This is a genomic window from Metabacillus niabensis (genome assembly GCF_902829255.1).
GTDB classification, from domain to species: domain Bacteria; phylum Bacillota; class Bacilli; order Bacillales; family Bacillaceae; genus Metabacillus; species Metabacillus niabensis.
This window is the reverse complement of record NZ_CADEPK010000042.1, coordinates 1-4362: the sequence shown is the minus strand read 5'-3', so window position 1 is coordinate 4362 and position 4362 is coordinate 1. Positions and strand designations below refer to the sequence as shown.

The following is a 4362-nucleotide window of genomic DNA, read 5'->3' as shown; positions in this document are numbered from 1 at the left end:
CATCATTGCTATATCATTTTCAATTAAACTTGTACTAATCAAGCTAAGGATTTCTTGCTCTCGTACAGTTAAGCTTGATGGAGCAAGCATTAATAATAAATTTTTCATTTGGATTTGTTTTCCATCCATCCCTCTCACAATACATGGTTCCTCTAAATGGGAAATTTGAAAAATCAATTGATTAATATGCTCATCCCGACAATGAAAAAGTGCCATATTTGTGTTAGGAATACCTAGTCCACCTTTTTGTTCCCGAGCTTTGAGACTACGATAAACACTTTGTGCATCTGTTATGATATTATCCTGAACCGTATACTCAATCATTTTTTCTAATATTTGAAAATGATCGTTTCCTTTATTCATCCGATAAACTCGAAAATTATTAAGGATTTCTTCCATACTAGTTTGCACGTCTTTTATTTCCTGTAAGAGCTCTTTAAAACTAAGCGTTGAACTGCTCGTTACAATTTCCTTGTGATGAATTTGTTGCTCATAGTCTCTTACTTTTGTTATTTTCTTTATACTCTGTTTCAAAAAGCTATGGATTTTATCAATATCCTCATCATTCAATAATGGTGTGACTAAAATATAGTCCAAGTCTGCGTACGGAAGCCTAACAGTTGAAATAATGAGATCATAGTCTTTTGGATTTGCTTTTTCAAAATCCTTTATCGATTTGATTTCAATCGAATAGATTTCACTAATTTCCTTTTTAATCCGACTTGCAAGCATTTTTGAAGTGCCAATTCCTGTAGGACAAACAACAACTGCATGGATATTAACTTTTTCTTCACTCATTAATAAGGCAGATCCAAAATGAAGAACGATAAAAGCAACTTCATCATCAGGAAAAGTAATATCTTTGAAAATTTTTTCTAAGCTTTCCTTAACAGCCATAAATAAAACAGGATATTTATGTTTAATTTCTCCTGTCAATGGGTTGAATAAACCCATTTGTTGCTTTAAACGAAAAATGGATGGTTCCATATGGGCAAGAAGCCCTTGAAATAGCGAAAAATCCTTTGTCAAGTCAATATTTAACTGTGAAGAAACATCTTGAATTAAGTGTTTAATAAATTTCCCTAGTAAAATGCTGTCATAATCAATCTTATCAGCATCATGTAGCTTTGATCCTTTCAAAACAACTGTTAAAAACTGAAGGTCTTGCTCTTTTAAGGTAATATTCAATTCTTTTTCAAGCTGCTCACATAATTTTTGAATTAACTGAAATTCTGTAGAAAATCGATTTGAATCATTGCCTTCCTCTTGAATAAGAAACTTATTCTCTGTCCGTTGCAAAGTGATGCATGTATGTATAATAAGTCCAATATAATCATGATCAGCTAGCCTTGTTTGACGATGATTAATATACTTATTAATTAACTCTTCGACAAGCACTAAATATTTTGGTGAAAAATACCCGAGTACAGGACCCTTCACCATATTTCCCATTTGTAATAAGTATAAGCTTTCAATGATTTCCTCATGAAAATGAACGATAAAATAATTTGCTAGTGCTTTTCTTTTATTCGTTTCATGTCCATGAATTTCAACACCGACACCTTTTTTTCTTGTAAGAGTAATATTAAATTGATTTAACCAGTGTGTTAAATCATCTAAATATGCGGTAATTGTTGTGATGCTGACACCTAACTGCTTCGATAAAACTTGAATTTTAAATGATTCACCTTCATGAAAAAGCTTAATAAGTAATTGAAGCTTTCGTTCCTTTGGCGTTTCATCCGTAGGGTTCACATCGATTAAGTTTTGAATGAGCTTGTATATATGCTCATTTTTCCCATTAATAATCAGACCATCATCACTTGTTCGCTTAAGCTCTAATTCAAAATGCTTTAAAATTTTTTCAACCGATTTCAAATCCCGTTGAACCGTCCTAACACTAACATTTAAATACGCTGAAAGGGAATGTACCGTATGCTTTCCTGCTGTCTTTACAATCAAGTCGATAATGGATTTTTCCCTTGATGTAATATACATATCATCCTCTCATTTCTTTAAAGAGAAATAGCAGAATAGAAAGATAGGATTCCCCATCTTTCTATTCCGTGTTTTATTTACTGTTGATGATAGCCAATAATTCTTTCGTTGTTTTCGCTTGAACTAATTGTTCCACATTTTTCTCATCAGAACAAATAACTGCGATACCTGATAGAATTTCTAAATGCGTACCATCTTTTCCAGCTATCCCAAAAATAAGTTTTGCTTTTTCTCCGTCGAAATCAACACCATTTGGGACTTGAATAACGGTAAAGCCAGAACGGATGACTGCTTTTTTCGCTTCTTCTGTACCATGAGGAATAGCTACACTATTTCCCATATATGTGGAGGTTAAATTTTCACGGTCAATCATCGCATCGACATAACTTTCTTCCACATATCCAGCTTTAACTAATGCATTACCTGCAAAGCGGATTGCTTCTTCCTTTGTAGCAAATTCTTGATTTAGATAGATGTTTTCTTCTAATAATAAATCGTCATTATCATGATTATGATCTACTTCACTCACATTTTGCTGTGAATCTTCAACAATTTCTGTTAAAGGTTCAGATACACCGTTTTGTAAGCTATCAATAAGCTTGTCATATTCTGGGCTTGATAAGAAATTATCAACTGAAATGTGATAAGCATCTGGTAGTTTTGCTTTTGCACGTGGTGTTAACTCTTCCTGTGTTATGACAATTTGTGCATCACTTTGTAAATTACTGATAGCTGAATTTGTTACATGAACATCCAAGCCAGCTTCCTTAACTTTCTTACGTAGTAATGATGCCCCCATAGCACTTGAACCCATACCAGCGTCACATGCGAAAACGATTTTTTTCACATTTTCAGGTAAGACACCTTGCTTATTGCTAAACGTATTAGCAACAGAGCTTTTCTTTCCTTTCATTTCTTGCATTTTTTTCGCTGCTTCTTCGATATTTTCATCCTGCTGTTTACTTGTTTTTAACACTAAGCTAGAAATTACAAATGAAACGATTGTTGCGACAATTACAGCTGCAAAGTTAGCAATATATGCACTTGCTTGAGGAGGAGTAACAGCTGCAATCGCAAGAATACTACCTGGAGATGCAGGTGAAGCTAATCCCCCACCAAGTAGGACTAACGTAAATACTCCACTCATTCCCCCTAATATTACAGCAAAGAACAACATTGGTTTCATTAATACGTATGGGAAGTAAATTTCATGAATTCCCCCAAAGAAGTGGATAATTCCAGCTCCTGGAGCAGATTGCTTTGCAGTGCCTTTTCCGAATAAAGTAAAGGCTAATAGTATACCAAGACCTGGTCCTGGATTTGCTTCAAGTAAGAACAAGATTGATTTACCAGTATCTTGTACTTGTTCTAAACCGATTGGTGAAAGCACACCATGATTAATTGCATTATTTAAAAATAAAATTTTCGCTGGTTCAATTAGAATGCTTGTTAATGGTAATAAACCAGTATCAATTAACCAGTCAACACCTGATACAAGTATTTGCGTAAATCCATCTACTGCTGGTCCAATTGCTAAAAATGATAAAATTGCAAGGATTGCACCGAGAATACCAGCAGAAAAATTGTTTACGAGCATTTCAAAGCCAGATTTAATTTTTCCTTCAATTGCTTGGTCGAACTTTTTAATGACATAGCCACCAAGCGGACCCATAATCATCGCACCTAAAAACATTGGTGTATCAGGTGCACCAATTATTACCCCCATCGTTGCAATGGCACCAACGACACCACCACGTTGATCATGTACTAATTTACCACCTGTATAACCAATTAATAATGGTAATAAATACGTCACCATTGGGCTAACTAATTTGGCAAGGCTTTCATTCGGGAAGAAGCCTGTTGGTATAAATAAAGCCGTAATTAACCCCCACGCAATAAAAGCGCCGATATTTGGTAAAACCATTGAGCTTAAAAAGTTACCAAATTTCTGGACTTTCACTTTTATATTAGATTGAGCCATCATAACTCTTCCTTTCTTTAAAAAAGATAAAAATCATCTTATCACATCATAAGATAGAGAAATCCTTAATTCAAGATTATCGAAAACTAACTTTGTCGCACTTAGTATGACAAAGTTATCTTTTCTCAATATGAAGTTCTTCATTCCTTTTAATATTTGTTATTAGAAGTTAAAATTTAGCCTTCCTTTTTAAGAAGTCTCATATCTAAAATATTGTTGTCATTTATACAATACTTTGCAATGGTTAATAGAGCGTATATGTGAGATTCCAATGGGTGTGTAAAAGTAGTAGACATGTGTTTGTACTGAACCAGTTGCACACTATTCATACAGCAAAAACGAGCACTGCATGAGGAAACAAATAAAAAACAACCAAAGTT

At 34.0% G+C, this 4362-nt stretch carries 2 protein-coding genes; both read right to left on the bottom strand.

Annotation, left to right across the window (positions count from 1 at the left end; genetic code table 11):
- Positions 1-1998 (bottom strand): BglG family transcription antiterminator (locus HU235_RS06545; RefSeq protein WP_174879692.1); only part of this gene is annotated, 1998 nt, incomplete at its 3' end.
- Positions 1999-2071: 73 nt separating this feature from the next.
- Positions 2072-3982 (bottom strand): PTS mannitol transporter subunit IICBA, encoded by a 1911-nt coding sequence (locus HU235_RS06540; RefSeq protein WP_095299040.1) that lies wholly within the window; start codon positions 3980-3982, stop codon positions 2072-2074.
- Positions 3983-4362: the final 380 nt, after the last annotated feature.

Excerpts from the sequence above, each read along its gene's own strand:
- HU235_RS06540 (WP_095299040.1), bottom strand. The coding sequence starts at position 3,982 with ATGGCTCAATCTAATATAAAAGTGAAAGTCCAGAAATTTGGTAACTTT.